A 23,071-nucleotide genomic window follows, 5' to 3' on the forward strand; every position below is an offset into this window, starting at 1 on the left:
TTCAAGATCAGCTGTTTTATTCTATTGTAAGAATGAAGAATTAGGGATTGGATTTGGGTAGAGAATACTGCTAGTTTGAGTCTCATCAATATTGGGGACGGTGCGGTATAGGTATAATATTTAATGTAGAGGTGTTTTGTGCATTGGTTATTTCTGTGCAGTGGGATTCGTTTTATATTCGGCTTCTATTAGTTTTTATTGGAAGCTGTCAAGGTTACTCCGTAATGATGAGGCATTTTTAACTCACAGCAAGGTTTCGAATTCTGTCAGTACGGAATATATAGTGTAGACTCTATTTGTTACTCTCACATAAAAGAGCCGCCGGAATTAATAACGAAATTTGTATCAGTAACTTGACTTCTACAAATATGATGGAGTCCTGGTGTTTTTTGGAAAAAGCGTGGGGATGTATTTGGAACAGTCAATCAAGAAATTTAAAATAGATGCAGAATCTTAAAATGAGTGGAGGAGATATCATTGTTGCGGATATCTTTGTTATTCAAGAGTTTGGTAAAGAGCAGAATGCTCAGTTAGACAAAAATATGAGTTGATAAAAATACTTCAAGAGAAAATCATATCTGCCAGTGTAGGCATGAATATGGTATTTGTATTCCTACTTCTCAATTAGATCATTTATCCAACAATTGTATAACAGAGTTATATCAATGGATTCCGTTGGCTGCATATGATTTAAATACTATTTTATAGGGTTTTTATATTTTTAAGGAAGTGGATTTATTGTTTAGTTCTGGTATTTTGGGGCAACGAATCCTTCCGGATTTTAAGGATAGAGAATTAACTTTTAATATTCGAATGATATTTTTCACTTCAAAGTAGGGACACCTATTTTTGTGGCTACTACACAAGGATTAAATAAAATTTATCATAATAATTATCATATTATTGATTGTTTGTGTCGGATTTTGGATATATTGTTTGTGCTCTATGATGTTGTTAGAACTAGTATTGAATTAGCGATTTTGCACGAACAGTATGCAGAAAAACGAAAAATTGATTTTTTTGAAAATTCTATTGATGATCTTACTCAAATTGAAATTTTGTTAAAGGCATATGATTTTGTTTCTGATTTAGATTCTGCTAATGATGGTAAAACTTTATTATCTTTTATAGCTTCTTTTTCGAATAAGAATAAAATTAAAGATGCTATTTAGTAAACAAATTACTGATACCCGCATGGTTCTTATACAAAGAAGAGTACGTAGAATTCAAGAAAAAGCATTTGATGATGTTACTAATATTATGTTTATGACTACTACTAATAATAAGCAGACAGGTAGCCATTTTGAATTACCAAAACATGAATTTTATTTTCTTACAGATTCCGATAAAAAATTTATTAATCGTCATGGTTCTAATAGGTTCTTAGAAAGATTGTTCAAAAATGACTGTAGATCCTTCGAGCTCACACAAAAAGCCCGTGAAGCAGCAGCCTTCCTCTGATAGAGCCCTCTCAAGATGAGAAATATTTCAAGGTAGAATTTTTATGGTTGTAGAAAGACCTGTAGATATGTTATCTCGAGCTTCAAGTTGGTATAACATTTACTTAGAAAAGAAATCAGGTCGGTTTAAGGTGTCTCATGAAGTTCTTGAACGTTTAGTCATTATGAAACTGCATACTTAATATTTGGAAGGTAAAGAAATTAATCAATCTCCTATTATAACCAGTACAAATCGTCCTGTAAAAATACAGGCAGAGCTGATGGCTGATTATTATGAAAAAACATTATTGAAAGGAGAAAAATTACATTGGTATGACTATTTATAACAGACGAATATTTAAAAATCGGGTATGGTGTTTCATGGAATAAAGTTCATAGTAAGACTGAAAGAGAAAGAGTAATAAGGAAATTTGCTTTAGAAGTAGCGGCAAAGAATCGTAGGGAAAATTTATTTCCACATCTAAGAACAGATATATGTGTCGCAGATATTTCTGTGACACGAGGACTTGGTAATAATAGCTATTTTGTGGGGACTTTAGAACTATTTAGAAAAGTAGGTAAATTTATTACACCAAACATTAATACAGATAATCTGCCTAATACTTTACTTAAAGGTGAACGTGATGAACCGTGTCATCATATAGTTTTTACAGGCCTTACTCTGGCTTCTGAAGAAATTTAATACAAAGTCGGACTTCAGGGATAATATGATAATTGACTATAAATCTTTATTCTAATTCAACTTAGGAGTCTGGAATGTAGGGTCATTAGGATCCTCATTATAATGAATCCCATCTTCATATTCAAATGCAGGAGTATACATAATCAAATCTGTTTCAAACATATAATGCATTAAATAATTAAGTAGAATTATTTTTAATTTTTTTTTATTATGAGTATGAAATATTTTATAGAAAATGTAATACATCAGTTCAAGTTTTTCTTGTTTGGATGATTTACTGTCAGTATATGCAGCTTTACGAGCACTTTCCGGTAAATTATAATAGGCAATATTATTGAGAAAATATTTGAAAGTACGCATTGATGATATTCCAGAAATCATACCCATAAGGCTGTCCCGTTCCCGAAACCACGGAGTTATCAATCGTATTGATGGTTGGACTTCATCAGGATCCCAATAAAGCATTAAATTTTTTCTAAAATAACCTTCATTTTTATAGGCTTCACAAATTTATAGGCTTCACAAAAATATGGAAAAACAACTTTACTGTATAATGCAGATAATCCATACTGCGATTCCGGTATCGTAAGAACAAACTTTGGATCAAAAATCAGATCCTCATTGAAAAACGGAATGTCATACTTGTTTGTGTATGTGATCACAGTACCGACTTGTGGAAACGTAAGCTAAGAAAAATTAGTTTCATCGAAAGGAGGACATAATTTTTGTATATCTCCGTTCCTTACTCGAATATAAGGAGATAGGTTTTCTTTACTGAAATATTTTCCATATAACTCTTCATAAAGCATGCAATATTCATTTGTAGAATAATCATATTTTTCTGAATCTTTTGTATATTCTGCAAAAGTTATAATGCCTGTATCATTGCTAATTATATAATCAGGTTCTTTTATGACAACAAGCTGCAAAACAGAAAGTGATTGATTCGTTTGTAGTAGTGCTATTTTTTGTACATCCGGCAATTACTAGTGCTAATATAAGTACAGGTTTTTTCATTTTCTTTTCCTAGATAAATTATTCTCCGGAATTCCTTATTTTATTGTAATATTTTTAAACTTTATAGTCAATTTTTTGTTAAAATTTGTGAAAGTTATTTTTCTAATTTACTATTGATGTTTTTGCAAAACAGCTATCAATTCCTGATTTTTTACTTGAACAGGATTAATTTTGATTGTTTCACTGTAGAGAGGAGGCAATGAAGAACAATATTTTAATAATTCTTCTGATGATATTTGCGGTATTACATATTGAAATTGCTGCAAATTATCAGAAGGTAATGGACCTTCCACAGTAGATCCATAGGCTCCTAAATCCAGTAAGCTGTGTGTACTTGTATCCGGTCCAAGAGCAAAAATAAAAGTGCCATGTTTGGGATGTCCCAAATATTCAAAAGCTTCGTATCCTAATTCTTGTGAGAGTTGATAGCGTATTCCTGCATAAGTACGAGTAGTTTCTAGGAAAGCAGTACGGATTGTCGATATATTTTGAGCTCCAGGCAAGCATAAAAGAAGATTGCCAAAATAATCCAGCAAAGCAACAGCACTACCAGGACCATTTTGTTTTTTATCTTGCTGCATTTGTTCTAAGAGATACGGAGCGAGACATACATCTGGTGTGCTCCGTGTGCATGAATATTCAAGACTGTGAGGATATACCTTCTTTAGAGCATTTCTAATAGGATGGTTTTCTGATAATGTTTTAGGATCTTTGAGGTAAGAAGCATCAAGATCATAACTTATTTCATGTCTAATAGGTGCCAGATTTGCAGTATAAATAGATGCACAAAGAGCGAGGGATGTTTCTTTAATACTTTCATTTTTGAATAGCTTAGGTAAGGATGCACCGCCTTCGGGCCGCTTAAAACATGAATTTCCATTAACTTTAGGATAGCTGAACTTTTTGAGAGCAATTTCTTTTTGCAAATAAGTAAGGCTAGGAAAATCCGATTTTCCGTTGTAATTGATTCCAGCCATATTATCGTAAGCGGCTACAACAACATGAAATCCACTGGCTATAATTGAAGCTGTACACATACAGCATGGATCTAAAGAAGTAATTAAAATAATATCTTCCGGCTCAGGCAGAGGAATGCCTTGATGTTTTTGTTTAAAATACCAATCAATGAGTTGTCGTTCTCCATGGGCTGTAGGATCAAATAAAATATTATTTTTTATTACATTATTATGCATTTTGTGAATTAAATTCCCTGCTTTATCCAACAGAATGCCCCCAACACTAAATGTACCTTGACAATAAGCTTCAATAGCCATACTAGCTACCATTAAGATTGATTCATCTAATTTTTTAGTTTGGTGTTTCATAAAGACTCCAATTTTTAATTATACTTCAAGCTTGAAAAATAGTAAAATTGATATCTAGTTCTATTATAAATCTTGACAATTATAAAAAATCACACCACATGTCAAGTATTTAAATGTTCCTTAAAAATGTCAGTGAAAAACTTTATAAATTTTAGGTTATTGAATATAACAAATATGAAAAGTTCGTTTTTTTTAAATAAATATCTGTGTGTGTGTTATTATCTTTGTTATATCTGTTATTATTATTATTATTATTTATGTTATTTTTTTAAATCTTATATCATTGATATATCCTAATAATAATATTATATTTGTTTTTCTTGTATTTTTTCTGGAAATATGAGGTTATTATTGTTTATTTTTGTAACATTTGGCCCTGTTTTTATAGATAAAAGTATTTTCTATCATATTGCTTTTATTACATCAGAAGAAAATAGAATTTCTCTGACTCAATTGGAGGATGCTATTCAAAAGTACTTGTTTGAAGGTTGTCGATCAGGAATGCTCAAATATGCTCAGAATAATATATATTTGCCTACTACAAAATCTAAAATTTATACTAAAATAATGCTATTTATAGGAAAAATAACTCGAAGTATTTAGAATTATCGATTTCTAAAAATCTTTATGATACCAACACTGATGATGATCAAAATAGTCTAATAAATAATCATGATTGAAAGATAGATAATCAGAAAAGATTTATATAATATATTGACTGCTGTTATTCTTATTAATGCAGCTATTTAAAAAAAAAGACACGAAGCTTGATTTTTAAAGCTTCGTGTCCGATATTAATTAATGACCTTTTGCAAGGTTAACTTTTTATTTTATGAAGAATTATATAAAATTCTGAATTTTTTGTCAATTTTTATGCAAAAATTTTAAATAATTTGAGTTGGATCAATATCGATTTCAATTTTTATTTTATCTTTTTCGGGACTACTTTTAAAAATTTTATGAATATTTTGAATTTTTTGTAGAATTAATAAATGTTTATCTGCTTTAATAATAATATGATATCTGTATTGATTATTGATTTTTTCGATAGGACAAGGGCAAGGACCTAATTGAGTAATGTTTTTAGTTTCTTGTTTGATAAGATTTTTTTTTAGTTGGCTAATAAAATTTTGTAATTCTTGTTGATGAATCGATCGGAAAACAATTCGTCCAATGCGTTTGAATGGTGGGTATTCAAATGTTTGTCTAATTTTTAATTCTTCTTTATAAAATGTTTCATAATCTTGAAGTGCAGCAGTTTGAATAGAAAAATGGTCAGCTAGAAAGCTCTGAATAATTGCTAAACCTTGTTCCCACCTTCTTCCAGATCGTCCGACTGCTTGTGCAAGAAGAGAAAATGTACGTTCGGAAGCCCTAAAATCCGGAATAGACAGCATAATTTCCGGAAATAAAGCTCCAACTAGATTGATATTTGCTATATCATGCCCCTTAGCAATCATTTGTGTACCTACTAGAATATCTGCTTCGTGATTTTGCATAGCATGAAGAATTTTTTCCATTTTGTTTTTTTTCCGTGCAATGTCTAGGTCGAGCCGTAAGATACGTGCTTGTGGTAGCAGAGCCTGCAAAGTATCTTCAAGTTTTTCTGTACCATGACCAATATCCTTAATATTTAAGCCATTGCATTCAGTGCATAGGGATGGAGCAGTGTCTTCAAATCCACAATAACGGCATTTTACAGAACTATCATGTTTATGCCAAGTTAATCCTATATCGCAATTCGGGCATTTGAAAAAAAAACCGCAATCTTGGCATAATAGGCTGGGCGCATAGCCTCTTCTATTTAAAAAGATTAAACTTTGTTTTTTATTGTTTAGTGTTTCGATCAGTTTGCTGAATAGGAGTTCTGAGAGAAAATAATTGCCTGATTTTTCTTTTTTCAGATCAACAATTTCTACATGGGGTAATTCCGTATTATTGAACCTTTTGTTTAATTGTACGTGCTGTATAATTCCTGATTGTACAGCATAGCGACTTTCTATGCTGGGTGTAGCAGAACCCAAAACAAGTAAAGCATTTTCTCTTTTAGACCGCATAAATGCAACTCCTCGTGCATGATAGCGCGGTGAATCTCCTGCTTTGTAGGATGGATCGTGCTCTTCATCTACAATAATCAATCCTAAATTTTTGACCGGTGCAAAAATAGCACTCCGCGGACCAATAACGATACAGGTATGGCCTTGAAGTGTCCGAAGCCACTCACTGACTCGCTCTTCAGGTGATAACCTGCTGTGAAACAAGGCAATATTTTCATTGAATTCTTCTGTAAAGCGCTTTAAGGTCTGGTCTGTAAGAGCAATTTCAGGGACTAAGATGATACAACTTTTATTTTCTTCCAGTGCTTTTTTTACAAGAAGCTTATAGACTTCAGTTTTTCCACTGCCAGTGATTCCTTGCAAAAGAAATGTGTTAGGAGTACCGATATGGGGACTGATCTTTTTGAATGCCTGGATTTGTTCATTTGTTGGAGTAAATGATCTGGTAGAGCCGATATGAGGGTTAACAAAAGGTTTCGGATTTTTCAAAGGAGGCAGCATAGTAAACAACACTTCTCCAATCGGTGTATAGTAATATGTTGCTACTGTTTGCCCTAAAGAAAGTAATTCATGTGTGAAAACAGGAGTTTCATCAATTATATTGTCAATATATTTCAATGTAAAATTTCCTAAACGATCTTTTACTTGTTCAGAATCGGTCATATTAATGACTAATCCAATTTCTTCCCTCCGTCCAAAACTAACATAGACCCGCTTGAGAAGAAGGTCTTCATGAAGAAGATGATCAGGGATAATGTATAAAAAAGTATCATACAGTGGCACGTTAATTGCTACCTCTGCAAGCTTCCATTTCATAAGCCTACTCCGAAATCTGATAGCCTGCATGCTGAAGAGCGGCTTTAATATCATCTTCGAAAAGAGATTTAGGATAAGCTCCTCGGATAATGGCAGAGGGATGCAATGTTGGGAACACCTTCCCAAACCGAGATTCTTGTAGCGTTCCTCTAAGTTTTGTGATGCCTACATTTGTGCTTAGAATAAATTGAGTTGCAAAATTACCCAAGGTAATGATGAGTTTGGGATTTACAATTTCTATTTGTTTTTCTAAATAGGGTGTACATACCGCTATTTCGGGAGGCAAAGGGTTTCTGTTGTTAGGAGGGCGATGTTTTAATATATTGGCAATGTATATTTCCTCACGCTTAACACCAAATTTATTCAAAGTTTGTGTGAAAAACTGGCCAGCTCTTCCTACAAATGGGCGACCTTGAGCGTCTTCATCGGCTCCGGGAGCTTCTCCTATAACCATAATATCGGCATTAGCATTACCTTCTCCGAACACTAAATTGTTTGCCGAATCACAAAGATCGTATTTTAAGTTTTCTAAACAATCATAGAATAAAGCAAGCAACCGTTCATCTGTTGGGGCTAATGTTTTTTTGTTTTTCATTGATTGCTCCTTACGTTTGATCAGGGGATTTTTCTGGAGTAGAGGTTTTTCGGGTTCAAGTTGGGAAAGATCAATGTAAGATATAAACTCATCAGCAAAAACTTGATAAATTAATTTTTTTAAAAGGCTATCCATAAAATATATCCCAAAAATCATTAATCCCAGCTAAAGCTTTTGATCGGTGGGAGATAGAGTTTTTTTCTTGAATTGTCAATTCAGCAAAGCTTTTTTTATATTCATATTCTTGAGGTAGAAACACAGGATCGAACCCAAAATTATGTGTTCCTTGACAATCATATGCAATCCTACCAAAACATTCGCCTCTAGAAATAAAAATATTGCCATTAGGAGCTAAAAGTAATGCATAGCAGACAAATTTAGCAGTTCTGTCAAAGATATTTTCCATTTTTGTCAGTAGTTTTGTTATTAGAGCACCCTGTGGCGCATTTATTCCAGCCCAGTCAGCGGAAATAACTCCAGGAGCGTTATTAAGTGCTTTGACTTCAAGTCCTGAATCGTCTGATAATATATAACTTTGAGGATAATATCTGGACCAAGCTTGTACTTTTATGAGTGCATTTTCGACATATGTCTGACCTGTTTCGGGAATTTCCAAAACTTCTTTAGGAACTGTAAATTCTATATTGTTGCAGATTTGTTTTATTTCGTTAATTTTATGTAGATTCTGCGTAGCAAGTAAAATTGGTGGTTTAGACATATTTTCCAACTTCTATTTTTAATATTTTACCATATTTCTCTTGAAAAAAAAAGTACTTTTATGAAATTTTTTAATATTTTTCTTTAAGTTCTTGACCAGTGTCAAAAAAAATATTATTATGTTAAATAAATTGTTTGATGAATATTATGGTTCATAAAATATGAGAGCGTTTATGAAATACAAAGATAATCTGTATAGATTAATATTATTTTTCTTAATTGTGGCATGTATTAAAGAAAAAAATATTTCTTCTGCCGAAATAGTTGATTTAATTCATCAGGATGCATTATCTATTGCTCAAGCTCCTGAAATTAATGATAGTGTAGAGCTTGTATATCGTCCTACAAATATAGAGACTGCCTCTTTTGAAGAGGAAACTAACATAGTAACGAATACTAATGCTATTATATTAGTTTCTGATCCTGTATTAGAAGAAAAAGCTTCTGCTGTTAAATCCACACAAAAAATACCTATTCCTCTTAAAAAAGTAATTCCAAAGAAAGTGGATAATTTTCTTAAACCCGGTTCTTACATTAAAATAGGAAATGATACTCCAGGTCAAACAGTAAGCCCACGTTCTGCAAGAAAAATTACTTCTGTGGTTATAACAAGTGGGCGTTCTGTATATATGGATATATATTTATATGCGATTCCTAAAAATCAATCTTTAGTTCGTAATGCCAATACCTTAATTGGTTTTGTGAAGGATCTTGATGTTGTGAATAATCAGGTTCAGTTCACGAAATTTTGGGATGCACGTCTTGTACAAGGTCGATTTCTGACTCCGGGAGAATATAATATTTATATGTTTTATATATACAAAGATAAAAATAAAAAGGAAATCTTATCGTCTGGAAGATTTTGGGGAGGTGATCACCGTCGTTGGTTTATAAAAGTACTATGAAATTAACTGTTAGTTTGCTTTAGTAATAGAAAAAAAATGCCGAGACTCTAAAATAAAATAATTTAAATAAAAACAAATTTCTGCTTGCGAAAACTGAAATTTTTTAGTATAATAAATTTTATTTTCGCATGATTGTTAAGTAAAGGAGTTCATGGATGAAGAGGACTATTTTTCAGCATATAACGTTATTTATTACCGTTGCTGCTGTCTTTTTTGTATCAGGAAATATACATTCTCAAGTTTCTGGAGTAAACTCGTATGTTTTCCAAAATTTTACATTATCTGACTTTGGAGATGGTATAGATGCTTCTAAATCTATTGTTTGGAAACCTCGTTTTTCTGAGTTTGTAGCACAAGTTCAAAAAGAGGGAGAAAATCAGGAAAATGTTCAAGCATCAAATGATTCTGATACAGTTGTCGTATTAGGTCAAAATCCTGATCCTGAACGTAGTAATATCCGTTATACGGAAGCAAAACCAGAAGGTGTAACAGAAGTAGTAGCTGGTACTCCGCAAAAATATGTTTTAGGGGTTAAAGCTCAATTTTCTCAACAAGGCTATAATTGGATAGAGCTTACACCAAATAAAATAAATCAAGATGCTAATACTCAAGCTCAGCCCAACAATGCTGAAGAAGGTGCAGCTCCTCCTGATATAAATATGGAAGCAACGCCTTTTCGAATTCCTTTTGTAGGAAAAGCTGTAGATTTAACAATGTGGGTTTGGGGCGGTCAATATGCATGGTGGGTTGAAGTGTATTTACGAGATTATTTGAATTATCAATATCGCTTTTCTTTAGGTGATCTTTTATTTACTGGTTGGAAACAGAAGCGTACCCAAATTCCTGATAGTGTTGTTCAATCACGTAAAAAATTGCCAGCTTCTCCAACTTTAGGTTTTGAAATGATCAAATTATGGAGTTTTCCTAGTGAAACTACAGATCAATTTTATGCTTATTTTGATCTGTTACAATATAGTTCGATTGTATCTACTGATATTTTTGATGGCAAAGAATTAGCTGAAGATATCTGGTAAAAATTAAGGAGTATACAATATGAAAAAACAAAATAATATTTGGTCTTTATTAATATTTAGCGTATTTATTGCTACTCCTATTCTTGGACAGGATACAACAGCTATTCCACCAGAAACTCCGAGTGATACAGCAAATTTGCCAGTAGTTCCTAATGATCCAGATACTGAGTCTATTGGCAGAACTCGCACTGCTGATGAAAATATACAAACAGTATTACTCGATGATTTTGAAATTCCTCAGGGATGGCAAACTCAGATTCCATTAGATTTTGGGATTGCTAGAGCTCTTTATAGAGATGGTGGTCCTAAAGAAATTCAAAATGAAAATAATAAATTTGTATTAGGCATAAAAACAATTTTTTTCCGGCGGAATTTTGGATGGATGTCTATTGATCGCCCTTATCCATTAACTTTGCGAAATATTGTTAAAAATTTTAGCTTTTGGCTTGTTGGACGTAATCGTAGACATGTGATATCTATAAAAGTAAGAGATGTGCAAGGCAATAAAATGCGTGTTCCTGCAGGAGAAATGAAATGGCAGGGTTGGAAAAAAGTGATAGTTCCAGTAACAGATCCTGTTGTTCAATTTGATCCTTTAATTAATAGAAAAGGGCTTGATGTATTAGGATTTCATTTGGATTTTAAAGCAAATGATATTACTACTTCAGAGCCATATTATCTTTATTTTGATTATTTCACTGCATCAATGAATTTTCAAGCAGCTCAAGCTGAGGATGATATGGTTGATAATTGGTAAATTTTATTATTATTTTTTTGGGGAGTCTTTTATATTTTATAAAAGACTCTTATTTTTTGTATATTAATCATAGAATTTTGATCTCATTTTATAAGAGAATTATTATATTTAAAGAAACAAAAAAGGAGGGCTAATAGAAACATGTTTATAGAATTGGCAAATCAAATTGCTAGCAGATATGATGTACCAAATACTTTTGTTGAAACCATTGTAACAATGATTATTATTCCAGCTTTGTGGATTCTTAGAGGAATAGCAATTATTGGCATTTTATTACCTGTTTTTAGATTATTTATTATTCATAATAAATATGAATATGAACATTTTGGTCAAAGATTAATATTTGTTGTTGCTTGGATTATTTTGAATATTTGGATTTTATTTATTAGTAATGAAGATTGGTTTTGGAAATGTATTTGGATTGACATGATAGGAATTATTTTAAGTATACAATATATAATTTTTTTAAATAATCAATTGATTGAAAATAAATATCTTAAGTTATTGAATATTAGGCAGTTAAAGAAAAAAATTTAGTATCAAAAATTCTATCAACTTTTCTTTTCAATTTCTAATTCTTTAATAATTTCAGAAACACGCTGTATTGAATATGAATATTCTCGGTAAATTTCTTGAATTTTTCTATTGGTATTCCTGATAGAATGAGATCTATTATGAAGTTCTTTAACGTCACTGTTGAGATTTCCAGCAGTATGTTGTAGATCTTGAACTTTATTATTGCTTTGTTCAATCGAAATCAACATTTTTTCTAAAATTTGTTGTACTTCATCTACTAGAACAATAATATCTTTAGTATCTACAGACATTTGAATATTTTGTTCTGTGAGAGCGTTAACTCTCTGAACAATGTCATCAATAGCAGTAGAAAAATCAGAAATATTAGTGTTGATGCTCACAAATGAACGTCCTGTATGTCTAATAATTTCCACAGCTTCTTCTATTGATTTAATATTAGTGCGTAAGGTACGATTAATAATATCTGCATTTTGTGTTGTTTCTGTAGAGAGATTTTTTATTTCTTTTGCTACAATAGCAAAACCTCCACCAGCTTTCCCAGCACGTGATGCTTCGACAGCTGCATTTAATGCAAGCACATTTGTACGTTCTGCTACTTCCATTATCAATGAAATGATATCCAGCATATTTTTGGAATTTTCCGCTACTTTTTCGACAGCTGAGATAGAATGATGCATACGTTCTTCACCTTGTTGTGTAACTTCAATAAGATTACTCATTTGAGATCGATTAGTTTGGGTAATAAAATCAATTTCCTGAGATGTTTCAGAAATATTTTCTACTTTTATTTTATATTCTTCCATGCCTTGTCTATGTTTTGTAAATACGTTCATAATGTTACCAGCAGCATTTGTAATACTGTCATTTCTTACTACAAAATCTTTTAGAGCAAGATCCAAATTATGCATATTTTCTGAAAATTGTTGGATATATTCTTGAAGTGATAAAGTTATTTCGTCTCCTGTTGTTGTCTGTTGTTCCAATTGTTTACTGGTTTCTTGACTTTCTAATGATAGTGTAATAATTTTTTGTAAATTTTTATTTTGAGCCTCATTACGCTTCTCTTCTTCTCTAGCTCTGGAAACAATTTGACCCGTTAGTAGAAAAGTTTGATCAGATAGAAGAGTAATGAGCATTATACTCGTTAAACTTGCTGTAGTATCTGTAAGAATATGAAGACCAGGAATACGTTGCTGTAATACAAATCCAAAAAATAAAATAAATAATTGAGTATAAATTCCAGTAATGATACAAAAACTTCGACGTTGTGCAAGAATAGTACTTAATAAAATAGTTACACTCATGAAAGTACTGAATTCATATACCATCATAGGTTTGTCATATTTGAAGACTGCAATTAGTGTAATAGCAAGAGTCATTCCGGTAATGGATATATAACTGGCTATTTCAAAACGATTAGTGTAGAGAAAAATTGATGATACAGTTAGCATAGTAATAAGAGAAATCGCAATTTGAAATTCCATGATGCGGTTATCTTTTAGGAGCACAGTTAATAAAAATAAAAGAATAAGAATGAAACTAATATTAAAAATTTTGAGGATTTTTTCTTGAATTTTCAAGTGAAAATTTTTTTCTTGCTCTTTTATAATGTCCATATTTACTCCTTTTGAAGTCGATATTTAAATTGCTGTTTTTATTTTCGGTTTTTTTTTTGAATGCTAAAGTAAAAATTATCCTAATGCAACATCTAAGGCCATCATGATAGCAAATCCTATCATTGCCCCGTAAGTTGCACTGTCTGTATCTTTGCTGCTTTGCGCTTCAGGAATCAGTTCTTCGATGACAACATAAATCATAGCACCAGCAGCGAAAGATAATGCATAAGGAAGAGTAGGACGTAATGCTATAGCTAATAATGCACCTAAAATCCCTGCAATGGGTTCAACAACACCAGATAATTGTCCATACATGAAACTTTTTCTGTGGGTCCAGTTTTCACGGCGAAGAGGTACGGAAACTGCTGCACCTTCCGGGAAATTTTGGATTCCAATTCCAATAGCTAATGCAATAGCACTCCCAATAGAGTAACCTTCTAATCCTGCACTGGCTGCTCCAAATGCAACACCAACTGCTAAACCTTCTGGAATATTGTGTAGTGTAATAGAAGAAATAAGAAGAGTAGTACGTCTCCAACTGGTTTTCATTCCTTCGGCTTGCGAAATGTCTAAATTGCTATGCAGGTGAGGTAAGGTACGATCTAATACCCAAAGGAATAATCCACCTAATAAAAATCCCACTACTGCAGGGATCCAAGGAATTCCTCCTAGTTCTTCGGAGAGTGCAATAGCAGGTGCCAAAAGAGACCAATAACTTGCTGCTATCATTACTCCCGCCGCGAATCCAAGCATTCCGTTTAAGATCTTTTTGTTCAAGGTGTTGAAAAAAAATACTAATGCAGCTCCTGCTGCTGTCATCATCCATGTAAACAATGTACCGATCAAAGCCTGTACAACAGGACCAAGATTATAGAACCAATCCATAAATACCTCCTAATTTAGCTAATAAAATTATATATTTTTTTTTGTTATATGTCAAAGAATGTAAATAAAAACTTGTTGATTTCCTAAAATAAATAATGTATACTGAGTATAATAGTTCATGAGGCATGTATGGAGAAATTCTCATTTGAGGATTTAAATCAAATTCTTATTAAAGTTCCTGATTTATATAAAAAGAAAAAGTTATCTGTTTTAATGCCATTTTATAACGAGCAGAAACTCATTGTCAACAATGTTTATGAAGTTGCGAATTTATTGCGTTCTTGGAATTGGAATTTTGAAATTGTTGCTTCAGATGATGGTTCTACTGATAATGGGGCTCAAGAGCTTAATGATATTAAGTCTGAAATTCCTGAATTAATTATTGTTTCATCGCCGCGCAATTTTGGTAAAGGTAGGGCTTTGTTGTCTGCTTATGAAGCTTCTTCCGGGGATTATATATTATTTTTGGATGCTGATTTGGAGCTTTCAACTCAGCATATTCCTTATTTTTTTCTTAGAATGATTGAAACGAATGCTGATGTCGTGATAGGAAGCAAACAAGACCCTAAATCAAATTTATATTATCCTTTGTTCAGAAAATTGATGAGTGGAATTTATTTTTTTATTATTAAAATATTGTTTCATTTGCCTATTCAGGATACGCAAACAGGTATTAAACTGTTTAAGCGTGAAATTTTAGATATTAGTCTACCTTATCTTTTGGTGAAGCGTTTTGCTTTCGATGTTGAACTTTTGACTCTTTGTTATAGGCAGGGTGCAAAAATTGTTTCTGCGCCGATTCTGCTGAATTTTGTCCGTGGAAACGACACCAGAATGAATTTTGATACAGTTCTTCATGTTATTAAAGATACTTTAGCGGTCTTTTGGCGGATTCATACGGGGTTCTGGCAAACCTATCAAACAGGACGGCAGAATCTAAAATATGCTGCTGTTTTTGTTGGCGGTAAAGCTATGGTTTATAATGTGGATTCCTTTTTTGTAGAGGGGTTAGATAATCTTAAAGATCTGATGCCCCAGCTGGCAGATTATGATGCGGTTATATTCCTCAAAAATAATATGGAATTACCTTCTTTTGCAAAAAGTAGTCTTGATAGGATTTTCGTTGATTCACAGATTCAAGCTGTGTATCCTTTATTATATTCTTCTGTTGAACAAGGGCTTAGTTTTTTTCGTTATTCTATGCTTGCTAACATTTTTTTTTATGCGGGATACTATCCTCATTACCGGCCGGTACGTCAAAAATTTATTGTTTCACTGTTATCTATTTCACTAGATAAATGTGTAGTACGTCGAACATATCTAGAACAGCTTCTCAAAAAATATCAAAATATCCATATTTCTGAGGTAACAGTTGATTATTCTAAAACCGTGCATAGTCCATATTTTTTTCTAAATGTTTTGATTCCTGATAAAAATCAGGAATGGAATGATCTGTTAGAAGGTGAAATGCATTTAATAGATTCTGTGAAAAGAAGTATCCATTATTTATTATGGACTTTATATGCTGTTGGATTGTTTATTTTTTTGTGGGGATTTTGGTGGGGAATAATTCTATTTTTAGCGGTTGAATTTGCTATTTTTGGTTGGTCAGTTTTTGGTTTGGGTATTAGAAGGGGAATTCCATTTTATGGGATGTTTTGCTCAGAAAGAATGAAACTATTTTTTAGATCGAAAAATAATCTTAAAATAATAATATTGCGTTTTTTTAAAAAATAATTTATAATAACATTAATTTTATTAATTTGAAGTTAAATGAAGTGAGGATCCATAATGGGCTTATTTTCGGGAATACGTGATGTTTTTATCAATGATATTGCAATAGATTTAGGAACAGCAAATACTCTTATCTATGTGCGTGGTAGAGGAATAGAATTGTCCGAACCATCGGTAGTTGCTCTTCAAACAAGTACAGGAAAGGTAATAGCAGTAGGACGTGAAGCAAAAAAAATGCTTGGAAAAACTCCTGGTGATATTTTAGCTGTGCGTCCTATGCAGGATGGTGTTATTGCTGATTTTGAAGTAGTTGGGAAAATGATGAAATATTTTGTTGCTAAGAGCCAACCTCATAAAAAGTTAGTATATCCACGTGTTGTAATGGGAGTTCCTTCTGGAGTTACGGAAGTTGAGCGTCGTGCTGTTCGTGAAGCAGCAGAGCAAGCTGGTGCTACTAAGATTTATCTTATTGAGGAATCGCGAGCAGCAGCTTTAGGTGCCGGTATTCCTGTAGAAGAGCCAGCTGGACATATGGTTGTAGATATTGGAGGCGGGACAACTGAAGTTTCTGTATTATCGCTTGGAGGTATTGTTATTACCAATTCTATCAGAGTAGGGGGTGATAAATTTGATGAAGCTATTATTTCTCATTTGAAAAAATATCATAATTTAGTTGTCGGCGAGCGTACTGCTGAAGAAGTTAAAATTAAAATAGGATCAGCCTATCCTCTCAAAACAGTAGAACATATTGAAATAAAAGGAAGAGATGCTATTTCAGGTTTGCCCCGCACTTTGAAAATTGATAGTGTGGAAGTGCGTGAATCTTTACAAGATGTAGTAAACCAAGTATTAGACGTTATTCGTCTAACTCTCGACCAGACTCCTCCAGAATTAGCATCTGATATTATTGATCGCGGTATTGTAATGACAGGTGGAGGAGCTCTGTTACGAGGTTTAACAAAATTTATTGCTAAAAATACGGGCGTTCCTTCGTTTCTTGCTGATCAACCATTGACATGTGTTGTTATGGGGTGTGGTAAATTTCTTGAAAATATTAAATATTATGAAACCCCTTATTCTGTATAGAAATGATACGGATTATTTTTCGTTATAGATTATTGTTAATTACATTATGCTTACTTTTTTTGTCTATGATTTTAATGTCATCAAAAATTAATACAGATCGATTTCATTTCAGGACTTTTTTATTTTCTATGGTTTATACGATAGAAAATTCTATTGTTACTGTATATAATTCTGTGAGAAATGTGTTTGCTAATGTCAAACAAATAAGGACGTTAGAATCACGCCTAGAAAGTGCCGAACAAAGGCTTCTGCGCTACCGGGAATTGACTTTTCTTTATGAACAGTTACAAAAAGAAAATGAAAATTTTCGTAAAATGTTGAATATTCAATCACGTCTCAATTATAAGGCTTATTATTCTCAAGTTCTTTTTCGTGATCCATCTTTATTATCGGATTATATTATTATTAATAAAGGAAGGAAAGACGGCATTAAACGCAATATGCCTGTTGTACGGTCGTCAGAGCAGGATGAACGCTTGATTTTGGTGGGTAAAGTAATCGAAGTTTCCCATAATGCTAGTAAAGTGCATTTAGTAACAGCAAAGAATTTTTATATTGGTGTTCGTCTTTCCGAGACTGGCTATACAGGTATTTTGAGCGGACAAGGAGCTTGGAATCAGGATTTGTTATTGAATTATATCCCTATCGAAGCCATTCCTCAATTGGGAGAAGAAGTGATTACCTCAGGAGAAAGTGAGATATATCCTGCAGGTCTCTATATTGGAAAAGTTCGCGGTATTGGTCAAAATGTCATGGAAGAATATTTTCAAATATTATATATTAAACCTGAACTTGATTATACAAAGCTGTCTGAGGTATTTGTTCTGAATTTTAATAATAATTTTCAAATTAAGGAACTTACGGATACCCCTTATGAAAGATAGTAGAATTTCTTTTTTCTTTTATTTTGTTATAACTTTTATTTTATTGTCTCTTCAATCTACCCAATTTATTTCTATAGTTAATGTTTATCCTGATTTTATTATGATTTTAACAATTATTTATGCATTTTTTTTCGGTCCTATGGTTGGTATGCTATCAGGTTTTTTTTTAGGTCTTCTACTTGATGTTATGAGCGGTGTATTATTTGGTTTAGATTCTTTTGTTTTTACTCTTTTAGGGTCTTGTGTTTTTCTTTTTCAAAGAACTGTAAAATTTCCATATATTATCTCTCTTATTTTTTATCTTATTTTAGGTACAATAATTAAATATATTTTATATGCTTTGTTTTATTGGATATTTGATCATACAAATATTATAGATCCAGGATTTGTATTGAAAATATTTAGTGAGATAATTTTAAATGTAATATTTGGTGTTGTTTTATATATTATTGCGGCTCATATTGATCATAGAGAATATCATGACTAGAATAAGAACTATTATTTTTCTTTGTTTAATGTGTGTATCATGCGTGAAAAATGTTAAAAACCCTGATGGAGAAGCTCTGTATTTTGTATATAAATTTATTCCTCCTGATATGACACAAGGTTTATATTTTTGGATATCTCCTCAAGATTTTTTGGATAGTCTTAGGGGCAATATTCTTACTCCTAGTCAATACAAAACTCTACAAAATATTGATAAACATTATGTTGTTATACGTTTGGGAAAGGAATTTGGTCAAAATATTATTGTAAAAAATATTTTTTACAATAATAGAGGTACTGTTTTGCATATTGTTTTGGAAAAAATTAAGGAAAATGTACGTACTGCTGATATTGGATATCCTATATTTGTTCAAAATATAAAGTTTACTCAAATTATTATTAGTTTGGATAATAAAGTGATTTTGCAAACGGATATAATAAATTCTTGACCAAATCACAAAGCTGCGTTATACTTTTTTTATATATTTATATTATTTTTGGAGGTTTCGGTGTCGTATTTGATTCAAGGTGGCTGGGTTATGTTAGCTATTTTGTTATCGTCTATTGTAGCGCTTGCGGTTTTTGTGGAACGACTTTTTTATCTTCTTTCTGTAAGTAAAAATGCCGGAGTCATCAGAAAAGAAATGCAGGAACGATTTCGTGGATTGAAAGTAGGGGAAGCAATTAGTATTTGCGATGCTCATCCAGGAGCAGCTTCTAATATTATGAGAGCTGGTTTAAGCGTTGCTGCGCGTTCAAGAGAAGAAATCGAACGTTCGATGGAGGACGCGGCAAAATATGAACTTCCTAAATTAAATAGAAATTTGCCGATTTTAGCAACTATAGTTAATATTGCGACATTATTGGGACTGCTGGGAACTGTATTAGGCATGATTACTTCTACTTCTGTACTGGCTTCTCAAGGACTAGGCAATCCCAGCGATTTGATAGGAGGAATCTCTCAAGCATTAGTAACCACAGCAGCTGGTTTAATTGTAGCGATCCCAGGGCAGGTTGGCTATAATTATTTAGTTGCGCGTATTGACAGTATTATTCTCGATATTGAAACAACAGCTACCGAGCTGATAAAAGTGTTAAAATCAGGAGCTCCTGTATCTGCTCCTATAACAAAACGTTGGTAGTAATTCAGAGGAAAATATGAAAAAAAAACATAAAACACATTCTGTTACTGCAGAACATCTAAATACATCTTCTAATAGACGTTTTGCAAAATTAGGGTTGCGTATTTTTGTATGGATACTGATAATTTCCTTTGTATCTACTTTAGGAGTGGTATGGGAAGGGCAAAGCAATAATATGCCTGTACTTATTAAAACAAGATCCCAAAGAGTGGATTTTTCACCAACGAGCTTTTTCTCTCAAGAAAGAGAGCGTATTAATAATGAATTATCTAATATTAATCAGACTGTGGATCCACGAGTTTATAATCAATATGTTAATGATGCTGCTTTTGATAGAGCAATTACATTAGCATTACGTAATGATTTTTTTAAGGATATTCGACTTGCTCCTTCGCGACGTATTCTTAACACTTTAACTGCCCAATCTGTGAGTACTCCTCAATCAATGTTGGAATTTTATTATGCAATGCAAGCCATGAGTGGCGATCTAGGTGTATTACCTATTGTTGGTGAACCTAGTATTTCTGATGTATATGCTTTTGAACCTCTTGAAAAGATGTCTTTAGTAGCAGAAGTGTTGTATGTTTCTGAAACTAATTTTTATGCAGAACAGGTATCTTTAGATGATAAGGAACAATTTTTTTTAGAAAATTCTGAAATATGGGCTTTGTATGCCTCGGTTATAGAATTTTCTGCAGAAACAAGAGGATCAGTTAAAAAAGCAGCAGAATTGGTTCAAGAATTAGGTTTTGATAAAGCTCTAGAGACTTTTAAAGAACAGCAATGGAATAAAATAATTACGATAAGTTCTAATTATAGTATGAAATCTTCGTTTGAAGATTATAATATTTTTCAAAATTTAATTAAAACATTTAAAAATAAAAGCATAGATCAGTCTTTTACTCTTTCTAAACCAATTTATTATAAGGGTAGATATAAGGTTTTTCTTGTTAAAGATATTGGTAATTATGTTTCGCTACCTGCTGATATAAAAAGTGCATTAGATCAGGCATTAGTAAAATCTAAATTTAAAAAATTAAATCGCCAATATTCAAGCAAATGGAAAGACCATATTAATATAATAAAAACAAAACTTTCTGAAGAAAAATCATATTCAGCATTAGCATCAGAAATTCCTGGGTTAATTGTTGATGTTTCTCAACCGTTCAATTTGCTGCAATGGGATGTTAAAAGTGTTATAGGAAGGTCATTTACTGCTCCCATATTATCTAATAGAGTTTTGTTATCTAATTTTCTTTATACACCTGTTGCTCAAAGTTCTGAAATGATTTCAATAGACGATGGTATATTTTTTGTTATCAAACCTTTAAAAAAATATATGCCTTCTAATAGTGTAGAATTTTCATCGAAAAATTTTACAGTTGAGGCATTTCAAAATATTTATAATTATAAAATGGAAGTTTTCGATAGAAATTTAGGTTTGGATATGAAAAAACGTTATCGTTTGAAGTCGAATAGAGATTTATTGACTAATTTACAATGATTAGCAGGAGTAATTGAGGGTTTTTAAAATGAAACAGGATTTCATTATTAAACAGTTAGGTCATCCTACAATAACGTCTCCATTGTTAACTTTAGGAGAGTGGGGATTTGTTTCAGATAATGAACGTATATTATATGATGTAGTATATCAAGTTTCAGAAGATAAAGCGCCAAACGTTAAGGAAAGCTTTGAGAAAGCTGGTCCAAGAAAAGAATTATATTTTGAATCCAAGAAAACTCGCGCTGCTATTGTGACTTGTGGTGGCTTATGTCCAGGTTTGAATGATGTTATTCGTTCTATTGTAAGAGAATTATATTTTAGTTATCAAGTACGTTCTATTGTTGGTATACCTTATGGCTTTAATGGCTTGATTAATTTGAATAAATATAAACCGATTCCTCTAGATCCAGAAGTTGTTGATCAAATACATACTATTGGCGGTACTATTTTAGGGTCTTCACGTGGTGGGGGAGATAAAGTCAAAGAAATGGTTGATAATTTGGAATTTTTGGGGATTAATGTATTGTTTACGATAGGTGGTGATGGTACACTAAAAGGTTCACACCGTTTAGTAGAAGAAATTGAAAAAAGAGGACTGAAAATTGCGATAGTTGGAGTTCCTAAAACAATTGATAATGATATCAGTTATATTCAGAGCTCTTTTGGATTTGAAACTGCGTTCAGTTTGGCAGTGAATGCAATTTCCAGTGCTCATATAGAAGCTACCAATGCTCCTATGGGTATAGGAATAGTAAAATTAATGGGGCGGCATTCTGGTTTTATTGCTGCAAATGCAACATTAGCAATGAACGATGTTAATTTTCTGCTTATTCCTGAAGTTTCTTTTAGATTAGAAGGAGAAAATGGATTATTATATGCCTTGGAAAAGCGTCTCTTAGCAAGAGACCATGCGGTTATTTGTGTAGCTGAAGGAGCTGGTCAAGATATTTTAGTTGAAGATACAGAATCTCAAGCTCGTGATGCATCTAATAATATCAAATTAGAAGATATAGGTATTTGGCTAAGGAATAAAATATCAGAATACTTTACACAGCGAAATTTATCTGTAAATATTAAATATATTGATCCTAGCTATATGATTAGAAGTGCTCCTGCATGTGCTAATGATTCTTTATATTGTTCTTTATTGGGTCAGAATGCGGTTCATGCTGCAATGGCGGGTAAGACAGATTTAGTTATAGGCAGATGGAACAATTTATATACTCATGTTCCTATTGAGTTAGCTATTTCAAAACGTAAACATTTAGATCCTTATTCTATTTTTTGGCATAACTTAATGACGGCTACGAGACAGCCTGTTGAAATTTTTGATTTGGATCCTAAAAAATTGAAATATTGATTTCTATGTAGAAATATTTTGTAGTTTATTATATGGAAAGGTGGCCGAGTGGTCGAAGGCGCACGCTTGGAAAGCGTGTAAACGGTAACGTTTCATGGGTTCGAATCCCATTCTTTCCGAATGTTAGTGGAATCTAGCTATATCCTATTTATTGTTTGGAGAAAGGGGATTTAAACTCCATAGTAAGTGAGACATCTTGCTTTATTTCTTTGTATAACGAGCTTTTGAGAACATTTTTCTGAGAATTTCACTAAAGCGAAAAGTTGAGGGGGCGTAATTGGTGATGACAAGCTCGGGAGCGTTGGGTTGTTTTTGGAGTTGGCGCGGCTGGAATATTTGGTGGAAATCTTTGTAAAGATCGCAGATGACGGAGTGATCTCCATTGGAATTTTTGAGCAGCTAGGAAAGCAGAACATGCTGTTCGACAACAACATTAATTCAAGTGTAGACGTTTTCGGCGCAGAAGTACAGA

26 protein-coding genes and 1 tRNA gene are annotated in these 23,071 nt (G+C 32.4%); 18 read left to right on the forward strand and 9 right to left on the reverse strand.

Features of this window, described 5'->3' with window-relative positions:
* Positions 1–851: 851 nt before the first annotated feature.
* The 4 genes from BM018_RS06175 (at position 852) to BM018_RS06185 (ending at position 2,142) form a co-directional block, all read left to right on the forward strand.
* Positions 852–1,172, forward strand: coding sequence for a hypothetical protein (locus BM018_RS06175; protein WP_092319707.1), 321 nt, complete (start codon positions 852–854; stop codon positions 1,170–1,172).
* 22 nt (positions 1,173–1,194) lie between these two features.
* Positions 1,195–1,461, forward strand: coding sequence for a hypothetical protein (locus BM018_RS06180; RefSeq protein ID WP_159428212.1), 267 nt, complete (start codon positions 1,195–1,197; stop codon positions 1,459–1,461).
* A 43-nt stretch (positions 1,462–1,504) separates the two neighbouring features.
* The gene (locus BM018_RS07865; protein WP_159428213.1) at positions 1,505–1,642 is read left to right on the forward strand and encodes a hypothetical protein; all 138 of its coding nucleotides are present in this window, start codon (positions 1,505–1,507) and stop codon (positions 1,640–1,642) included.
* A gap of 311 nt (positions 1,643–1,953) precedes the next feature.
* On the forward strand, positions 1,954–2,142 hold the full coding sequence (locus BM018_RS06185) for a hypothetical protein (RefSeq protein ID WP_092319710.1): 189 nt from the start codon (positions 1,954–1,956) through the stop codon (positions 2,140–2,142).
* Between the two features lie 51 nt (positions 2,143–2,193).
* On the opposite strand, the gene BM018_RS06190 is transcribed toward BM018_RS06185, so the two are convergent.
* The 4 genes from BM018_RS06190 to BM018_RS06200 all read right to left on the reverse strand — a co-directional run bounded on the left by BM018_RS06190 (position 2,194) and on the right by BM018_RS06200 (position 4,484).
* The gene (locus BM018_RS06190) at positions 2,194–2,607 is read right to left on the reverse strand and encodes a hypothetical protein (protein WP_092319712.1); all 414 of its coding nucleotides are present in this window, start codon (positions 2,605–2,607) and stop codon (positions 2,194–2,196) included.
* A complete protein-coding gene (locus BM018_RS07660) occupies positions 2,607–2,804 on the reverse strand; it encodes a hypothetical protein (protein WP_143280444.1) in 198 nt (65 codons plus the stop codon). Before BM018_RS07660 ends, BM018_RS06190 begins: the two co-directional genes overlap by 1 nt.
* 24 nt (positions 2,805–2,828) lie before the next feature.
* The gene (locus BM018_RS06195) at positions 2,829–3,125 is read right to left on the reverse strand and encodes a hypothetical protein (protein WP_092319714.1); all 297 of its coding nucleotides are present in this window, start codon (positions 3,123–3,125) and stop codon (positions 2,829–2,831) included.
* 144 nt (positions 3,126–3,269) lie between these two features.
* A complete protein-coding gene (locus tag BM018_RS06200; RefSeq protein ID WP_092319716.1) occupies positions 3,270–4,484 on the reverse strand; it encodes a nucleoside deaminase in 1,215 nt (404 codons plus the stop codon).
* Between the two features lie 351 nt (positions 4,485–4,835).
* Here BM018_RS06200 and BM018_RS06205 point away from each other — a divergent pair, with 351 nt between their 5' ends.
* Positions 4,836–5,087 (forward strand): hypothetical protein, encoded by a 252-nt coding sequence (locus tag BM018_RS06205; RefSeq protein ID WP_092319718.1) that lies wholly within the window; start codon positions 4,836–4,838, stop codon positions 5,085–5,087.
* A 281-nt stretch (positions 5,088–5,368) separates the two neighbouring features.
* On the opposite strand, the gene priA is transcribed toward BM018_RS06205, so the two are convergent.
* Genes priA through rdgB form a run of 3 tightly spaced genes read right to left on the reverse strand, consistent with a single transcriptional unit; the run spans position 5,369 to position 8,670 of the window.
* Positions 5,369–7,357 carry a replication restart helicase PriA gene (gene priA / locus BM018_RS06210; RefSeq protein WP_159428214.1) on the reverse strand — a complete coding sequence of 663 codons (1,989 nt, stop codon included), beginning with the start codon at positions 7,355–7,357 and terminating at the stop codon, positions 5,369–5,371.
* Positions 7,358–7,361: 4 nt separating this feature from the next.
* Entirely contained in the window at positions 7,362–8,087 is a 726-nt protein-coding gene (locus BM018_RS06215; RefSeq protein WP_159428215.1) for a uracil-DNA glycosylase, read from the reverse strand.
* Positions 8,080–8,670 carry an RdgB/HAM1 family non-canonical purine NTP pyrophosphatase gene (gene rdgB, locus BM018_RS06220; protein WP_092319724.1) on the reverse strand — a complete coding sequence of 197 codons (591 nt, stop codon included), beginning with the start codon at positions 8,668–8,670 and terminating at the stop codon, positions 8,080–8,082. Before rdgB ends, BM018_RS06215 begins: the two co-directional genes overlap by 8 nt.
* A 172-nt stretch (positions 8,671–8,842) precedes the next feature.
* On the opposite strand from rdgB, the gene BM018_RS06225 reads away from it, so the two are divergent.
* From BM018_RS06225 to BM018_RS06240, 4 genes are all read left to right on the forward strand, one after another.
* Positions 8,843–9,574, forward strand: coding sequence for a hypothetical protein (locus tag BM018_RS06225; RefSeq protein WP_092319726.1), 732 nt, complete (start codon positions 8,843–8,845; stop codon positions 9,572–9,574).
* 155 nt (positions 9,575–9,729) lie between these two features.
* A complete protein-coding gene (locus tag BM018_RS06230) occupies positions 9,730–10,608 on the forward strand; it encodes a flagellar filament outer layer protein FlaA (protein WP_092319728.1) in 879 nt (292 codons plus the stop codon).
* Positions 10,609–10,627: 19 nt separating this feature from the next.
* Complete coding sequence (locus BM018_RS06235; protein ID WP_092319730.1) at positions 10,628–11,365, forward strand: flagellar filament outer layer protein FlaA; 738 nt, start codon at positions 10,628–10,630, stop codon at positions 11,363–11,365.
* 141 nt (positions 11,366–11,506) lie between these two features.
* The gene (locus tag BM018_RS06240) at positions 11,507–11,902 is read left to right on the forward strand and encodes a hypothetical protein (RefSeq protein WP_092319732.1); all 396 of its coding nucleotides are present in this window, start codon (positions 11,507–11,509) and stop codon (positions 11,900–11,902) included.
* Between the two features lie 14 nt (positions 11,903–11,916).
* Here the strand turns inward: BM018_RS06240 and BM018_RS06245 are convergent, their stop codons facing one another.
* Both BM018_RS06245 and BM018_RS06250 read right to left on the reverse strand, forming a co-directional pair.
* Positions 11,917–13,518, reverse strand: coding sequence for a methyl-accepting chemotaxis protein (locus tag BM018_RS06245; RefSeq protein WP_092319734.1), 1,602 nt, complete (start codon positions 13,516–13,518; stop codon positions 11,917–11,919).
* Between the two features lie 75 nt (positions 13,519–13,593).
* The gene (locus tag BM018_RS06250) at positions 13,594–14,403 is read right to left on the reverse strand and encodes a ZIP family metal transporter (protein WP_092319736.1); all 810 of its coding nucleotides are present in this window, start codon (positions 14,401–14,403) and stop codon (positions 13,594–13,596) included.
* Between the two features lie 129 nt (positions 14,404–14,532).
* Between BM018_RS06250 and BM018_RS06255 the strand changes: the two genes are divergently transcribed.
* The 9 genes from BM018_RS06255 (at position 14,533) to BM018_RS06295 (ending at position 22,718) form a co-directional block, all read left to right on the forward strand.
* Positions 14,533–16,140: a glycosyltransferase family 2 protein gene (locus tag BM018_RS06255; RefSeq protein ID WP_092319738.1), complete on the forward strand. Its 1,608-nt coding sequence runs from the start codon at positions 14,533–14,535 to the stop codon at positions 16,138–16,140.
* Between the two features lie 54 nt (positions 16,141–16,194).
* Positions 16,195–17,223, forward strand: a complete 1,029-nt coding sequence (locus BM018_RS06260) for a rod shape-determining protein (RefSeq protein ID WP_092319740.1) — start codon at positions 16,195–16,197, stop codon at positions 17,221–17,223.
* 2 nt (positions 17,224–17,225) lie between these two features.
* Positions 17,226–18,107 (forward strand): rod shape-determining protein MreC, encoded by an 882-nt coding sequence (gene mreC / locus BM018_RS06265; RefSeq protein WP_092319742.1) that lies wholly within the window; start codon positions 17,226–17,228, stop codon positions 18,105–18,107.
* Positions 18,097–18,594, forward strand: a complete 498-nt coding sequence (gene mreD / locus BM018_RS06270) for a rod shape-determining protein MreD (protein ID WP_092319744.1) — start codon at positions 18,097–18,099, stop codon at positions 18,592–18,594. Before mreC ends, mreD begins: the two co-directional genes overlap by 11 nt.
* Positions 18,587–19,042, forward strand: a complete 456-nt coding sequence (locus BM018_RS06275; protein WP_092319746.1) for a hypothetical protein — start codon at positions 18,587–18,589, stop codon at positions 19,040–19,042. The genes mreD and BM018_RS06275 overlap by 8 nt, the downstream gene beginning before the upstream one ends.
* Positions 19,043–19,102: 60 nt before the next feature.
* Complete coding sequence (locus BM018_RS06280) at positions 19,103–19,735, forward strand: MotA/TolQ/ExbB proton channel family protein (RefSeq protein ID WP_092319748.1); 633 nt, start codon at positions 19,103–19,105, stop codon at positions 19,733–19,735.
* A gap of 16 nt (positions 19,736–19,751) precedes the next feature.
* Positions 19,752–21,239, forward strand: a complete 1,488-nt coding sequence (locus BM018_RS06285; protein ID WP_092319750.1) for a hypothetical protein — start codon at positions 19,752–19,754, stop codon at positions 21,237–21,239.
* A 28-nt stretch (positions 21,240–21,267) separates the two neighbouring features.
* The gene (locus BM018_RS06290) at positions 21,268–22,599 is read left to right on the forward strand and encodes an ATP-dependent 6-phosphofructokinase (protein ID WP_092319752.1); all 1,332 of its coding nucleotides are present in this window, start codon (positions 21,268–21,270) and stop codon (positions 22,597–22,599) included.
* A gap of 34 nt (positions 22,600–22,633) precedes the next feature.
* Positions 22,634–22,718, forward strand: a tRNA-Ser gene (locus BM018_RS06295).
* The last annotated feature ends 353 nt before the right edge of the window (positions 22,719–23,071 follow it).

Source organism: Brevinema andersonii (assembly GCF_900112165.1).
Classification (GTDB): Bacteria; Spirochaetota; Brevinematia; order Brevinematales; family Brevinemataceae; genus Brevinema; species Brevinema andersonii.